5 protein-coding genes and 2 pseudogenes are annotated in these 5,411 nt (G+C 31.1%); all 7 read left to right on the top strand.

All coding sequences use genetic code 11. The features are described from left to right. Positions 1–150 precede the first annotated feature (150 nt). A pseudogene (locus FB379_RS19340) lies at positions 151–339 on the top strand (protoglobin domain-containing protein); the annotation flags it as partial. A 108-nt stretch (positions 340–447) separates the two neighbouring features. After that, the gene (locus FB379_RS19070) at positions 448–1,149 is read left to right on the top strand and encodes a methyl-accepting chemotaxis protein (protein WP_422386937.1); all 702 of its coding nucleotides are present in this window, start codon (positions 448–450) and stop codon (positions 1,147–1,149) included. 674 nt (positions 1,150–1,823) lie between these two features. After that, the gene (locus tag FB379_RS18065) at positions 1,824–3,806 is read left to right on the top strand and encodes a bacteriocin-associated integral membrane family protein (protein WP_144598571.1); all 1,983 of its coding nucleotides are present in this window, start codon (positions 1,824–1,826) and stop codon (positions 3,804–3,806) included. Position 3,807: 1 nt separating this feature from the next. Then, positions 3,808–4,416: an ABC transporter ATP-binding protein gene (locus FB379_RS18070; protein WP_144598572.1), complete on the top strand. Its 609-nt coding sequence runs from the start codon at positions 3,808–3,810 to the stop codon at positions 4,414–4,416. Beyond that, positions 4,406–4,648 (top strand): hypothetical protein, encoded by a 243-nt coding sequence (locus tag FB379_RS18610; RefSeq protein ID WP_199757359.1) that lies wholly within the window; start codon positions 4,406–4,408, stop codon positions 4,646–4,648. Before FB379_RS18070 ends, FB379_RS18610 begins: the two co-directional genes overlap by 11 nt. After that, positions 4,626–4,772, top strand: a pseudogene (locus tag FB379_RS18075) (transposase); the annotation flags it as partial. The gene FB379_RS18610 and the pseudogene FB379_RS18075, both read left to right, overlap by 23 nt. A gap of 45 nt (positions 4,773–4,817) precedes the next feature. Next, positions 4,818–5,309 (top strand): DUF7878 domain-containing protein, encoded by a 492-nt coding sequence (locus tag FB379_RS18080; protein ID WP_144598573.1) that lies wholly within the window; start codon positions 4,818–4,820, stop codon positions 5,307–5,309. The last annotated feature ends 102 nt before the right edge of the window (positions 5,310–5,411 follow it).

Here is a 5,411-nt window from a genome sequence, read left to right on the forward strand (position 1 = left end):
TTTTAAAAAATGTCAAATGATAATTTTGTACTTCCCAAAACCATTTACATCAAGCATTTAAACAAGATTTTGGACTGCGAAAGCTGAGTTATTAATGATAACAGTTCGATAGAAAAATTAAAAAAGACGCTTAGACAACATATTGTTGAAATGTTTAACGGAAGAATAGATGCAGCTTTCACCGACAAAAGAATTAAAATTGCACATATGCATGTAAGGATAGGTCTTCAAACGAAATGGTATATGTGTGCATTTCAGGATCTATTTTTAGCACTTATGGATATTATCCAACAAAATATGATGAATAAGGAAGATTGCTTTCTTGCCATAAGAGCGGTCTCTAAAATTTTAAACTTAGAACAACAGTTGGTATTAGAAGCATATGATGCTGAATCAGAAAGAGTAAAGGAAGCAGCTGAGGAACAAAAAAGATCAGCCCGTGCTAATGTGGCAAGTGCATCGCAAAATCTGGCTGCAATCTCGGAGCAAACAACTGCTTCTTTCCAACAATTAATCGCGCAATCAAACGAAATCGTTTCTCTTGCGAAAAACGGAACTAGTCTATCTCTAACCGCACAAGAACGTGCCGAAAAAGGAAAAGAACATATGCATAAACAGGCATTAATCATGTCGAACATTTATAGTGCTGTTGATGATATATCAAATGATGTCCATGTATTATTAGAAATATCAAAACAAATGCAAGAAATAGTCGGTATTGTTACTGGAATTGCTGACAAAACCAACTTATTATCGCTTAATGCTGCCATAGAAGCTGCAAGAGCAGGTGAATCTGGCCGCGGTTTTGCTGTTGTAGCTGAAGAAGTCCGTAAATTGGCCGAACAAACTAAGAATTCAGTTTCAAAAGTATCTTCTCTCATTCAAAATACCCAAAAACAAGTAGAGGATCTTACAAAGTCGCTTGAAAAAATAAAAACAGAAGTGAATAACGGCCATCAAAACATGCAAGAAACAGAGAAACACTTTGAGCAAATTTTGGACACAATGGCTAAAACAATGGATCAAAACAATAAAATCGAGACGGAATTGATATCGTTTGTAAATGTGGTAAATGAATTAGGAAAAGCGTTTGAAGAAGTATCCCTCTCTGCAGATCAATTAACGATGATTACAAAAGAAATGAACTAATATTTGGAATATAGTTTGAAAATTTCTAAATCAACTACAAAGTTTTTAGAATTTAGGAGATGCTGTAATTATAACTTTGTCTATGTAATCAAGTTTTTCTCTCTGTCAAAGAATTCGTGCCTGTTGTAAATAGTTGGTATCGAAACATAGGAAAAGCAGGGGCGAAAAGTATGTATACAATAAGAATCGGGAGACGTGCCGTTGGTCGTTGTCTCGGTTCTTTTTTATTTGCAAAATAAGTCTGCTTATGCAGTTAATGAAGCGATTTAAAAGGTCGGAAGCATTCAACTATTCGGATGCGGTCATTCACACATTTTAACAGATGAAGTACTTTAAAGCGTGCGGATCAATCCATATCGAATCACCAATACTTTATGAAGGTGCGCTTCGTCCGCCAACGTTGGATTTAATAGTTGATGTGCGAATTTTTGTAGATCTGTTGCGAAAAACACAGTTTAAAAGCTCTCAAACTCTTGATAACAAGGTTTTAAGATTTTTTCAATATTTCCACAAAAATATATAAAAATCAACGTTTAAATATGGAATTTTTTACACTAATTCCCTTATAATCAAAATGATAGCAGCTACTAAGCAATATGAAAGAATATTAGAACAGCTCCAATTAGAACAAGCTGACAAATATACCATTTTATTTAATGGAGGATTTATGATGTATGGTCAATAAAAAGAAGCTTGCGTTTTTCTCCCTGTTATTTTTTATAGCCTTCACAATTATAGGGGACGCATATATTTATTATTTAGATGGAAAAGTATTTGAAAGTGATTTTAAGTATACAACAGATGTGAAAAGTGAGAAGTTAAATCGAGAGTACATACAAGATTTAGACCGACTGAGCAAAGAACTAAATTTAAAAATATATGTCGTATCATCAACCGTTAATTCTAGTAATTCTGCTACCTATACGATCTATTCTACAGAGGAACATAAAAATTATTTTAAAAAAAGAATATTAGTAAAGAATGATCATTCTATATTTAAATCGTTAATTAGCGGCAAGAGAGAAATTATATTTAAACCCTTTAGCGATATTACTGAGATAAAAAAAGAAGAATACTTTTATGTTTTTGGCACTAAAAAAAGCGTGGAAAAATTGCGTTCTGAAACAATTGATAAATACGGAATGAGCAAACCCGAAGAAAACCGCTATCAAAATGATGCAATATTTATGATTATTTCGGCTTGGACCTTCGTGTTTTTCATTATATTCTTATATACCATTTTTGAGGTGAATAGCCTAAAAAAGGAAGTTTTAATTAAATATTTTAATGGGTCTGATAAGAAAAGTATAATTGTTCCCTTGATGATTACAAATTCAGTAACTATTATTAGCAGTGCTTTTATTGGTATGTTACTAGCGATTTTTATAACTGAATCATCTAAGTTTCTATTAATATCAGTTCTCATGTTGTTTGTTATCGTACTTTCTACAAATATTCTCTATCTTATGCTTCGCAATTTGGATATTAAGAAAACATTTGTAAGAAGCTATTACACATTAGGATATAAAATATTAGCCTTTTTTATATTGTTTATCATAACTGTAACCTTAATCTTAACTTTAACCTTCAATCTGAAGACGATTTACGATGCTATATTAACAATTAACCAGAGGGATCATTGGGAAGAATATTATGATTACGATAATGTCCTCTTTTTATTAAAAAACTATACCGAAACTACGAACTTTGAAACAGAAAGAGAATATGCAGTTAAATTTTATAATGATTATCTCGATAAATACCGAATTCATTTATCATTTGATTTTTCAAACAATGGCGGTATTTCGTCAAGTATGGTGAATGTAAATGAGTCTATAGTGTATTTGAATAAATATGCGAAAAAGGAAATTAAAGATTTAGGAATTGATTTAAATAAACTGAAAGAGGACAGATATTATCTCATTTCTAGATATACAGATGCGGAATTAAAAGAAAAAGGTATATTTGATCCATCAACACCTAATGAAATTACCAACTTGTTACAAAATGATGACGGGATTTTTGAAACAATAACTATTAAAAATCCTTACACATTATTAATACATGATATTAATATGGCAAATTTAGCTGATAATTATAAGAAAAATCCTATCATTATTTTTGATACCCATAGTAAATTACCTAGTAATGAAATGGGTTTCTATGTCTTTAATTCATTAGTTAAATTTAACAATGACAATGATTTTGAAGCTTTTATTAAAAAAATTGGCTATGAAGATGAAATTTTCTATAAAAATAATATAAAAGATTTATATTTAGAAAAACGTGCTGAAAAAATATTAGTTTTATTAATCAATATCATTTTAAGCATTATGTTGTTAATCTTATTTAATATTTCTTTATCTACCATTTTAAAAATGGATTTTAATTCTAGAGCCATTGAAATAGCACTTCATAAAGTATTCGGAAAAACTTTTTTTCAAAGGTATAAAGGTGTATTCAGATTGTTAATTGGTGCCTTCATTTTAGGTGTGGGAATTGCCTTAGCGGGAAAAATTATGTTCTATCATTTCTCTTTCCTTTATATTTTTTTCGCAAGTACAATTGTGCTGATAAATACTATTGTCATTCTTTCACTGTTTATAAATAAATTTGAACAGATAAGCATATCCCGCGTATTAAAAGGTGGTATATAAAATGCTGGAAATCAAAAATATAACGAAAAAATTCGGGGATCGTGTTCTATTCGAGGATTTCTCTTGTTCTATCAAGCAAGGTGAATTTGTCGTATTCAGTGGAAAGAGCGGCAGCGGGAAAACGACACTTTTAAATATAATAGGAGGGATTGAAAAGGTAGATGCAGGGAAAGTATTTATCGACGGCTTAGATCTTTCGAAAAACGATGATATTCTTAAGGCATATAGAGAGAAGCTCGGATTTCTTTTTCAAAACTTTGCATTAGTAGAAAATAAGACTGTTGAAGAAAACATTCTGATGATCGACAAGAAATATAGAAACAATACCACTGTTTCAGCAGTATTAGAAAAAGTTGGATTGAATGGTTACGAAAAAAGAAAAATATATACTTTGTCCGGTGGAGAACAGCAAAGAGTAGCCATTGCGCGTCTGTTTATGAAAAAATGCAGTATTATATTGGCAGATGAACCGACAGGAAGCTTGGATAAATATAACGCCAGTCTAGTGATGGAACATGTAAAAGAACTTAATAAATTAGGAAAGACCATTATATTGGTTACACATGATGAGGAATTAAAAAAGATGGGAGATGTTATCATTGAATTATAAAAAAGTTTTTTTAAAAATAATGATTGGAATTGTTGGCATATTTGCTTTATATTTTGGCATCCACACTTATGCCAATGGCCAATTGGTGAAAACATATGCGAAAGGATTCGAACAAAACCCATTAGGTGATTATGCGAAAAACGAATCAGATATGGTTCTTATAGTATATGAAGCCCCCCTTTTCCAGACATATACCAATTTATCAGTGCTGGCTCGAGGAAGCGATCATTAACATGTATCAAAGTGGCATGAGTACGCGTGAAATTAGCAAGTTTATTGAACGAATTCTAGGAAATGCCTACTCCCCAACAACGATTAGTCATATCACGGATGTGGTAAAGGAAGACATTGTAAAAAGGTGAAACAAAAATAAGAATAGTGATAGGATATGATGGTAAGATATGGACAGCATTTCCAGTAAAATAACTTTTGAATACAATTTTGTAGTTGATAATGGAATTATTTCAAATAAAGATAAACGTGATGTTCCTACCATATTAGCGGTAGAAGCTACACTTACAATAAAAATCAATAATGAGTTATACTTTGAAACAGAACTTGCTATTTTAGAATTCTATAAAGCATTATACGAATGGAAAAACAGAGTCACAGATGAATATATTCCAGAATTCCATTATTATACGATTGAATATGACGATTATGAAGATGGTGCTATTCTGTCTTTAATTCCATTTTCAAATAAAGCAAGAGTGAAATCTATTTGGGCAGAGCAAGATTTGTACAATGTTTTTGATTTAGACTATATCGTAAGGGAATTTATTCAATTAGAGCAAAATCTAAAACGAGATATAGAAAATTACTTTGGAATCGAATTGAAAAAATTCATAAAACATATCCCTTTGATGAAAGGTCCTTATTCGGATGATTATTAGCAAATAAAAGGGGCTGTCCGATAAGTCCCTAAAATGAAGCAAGTGGAGAAAAACAATGCGTTTCTCTCCACTTGCTTTTATATTTTTTCGATTTTTATCTGA

This window comes from Aeribacillus composti (genome assembly GCF_007827555.1).
GTDB classification, from domain to species: Bacteria; Bacillota; Bacilli; order Bacillales; family Aeribacillaceae; genus Aeribacillus; species Aeribacillus composti.

What these genes read in the sequence shown, in the direction of transcription:
- FB379_RS18065 (WP_144598571.1), top strand. Translation starts at nt 1,824, where the DNA reads ATGGTCAATAAAAAGAAGCTTGCGTTTTTCTCCCTGTTATTTTTTATA.
- FB379_RS18070 (WP_144598572.1), top strand. Translation starts at nt 3,808, where the DNA reads ATGCTGGAAATCAAAAATATAACGAAAAAATTCGGGGATCGTGTTCTA.
- FB379_RS18080 (WP_144598573.1), top strand. Translation starts at nt 4,818, where the DNA reads ATGGACAGCATTTCCAGTAAAATAACTTTTGAATACAATTTTGTAGTT.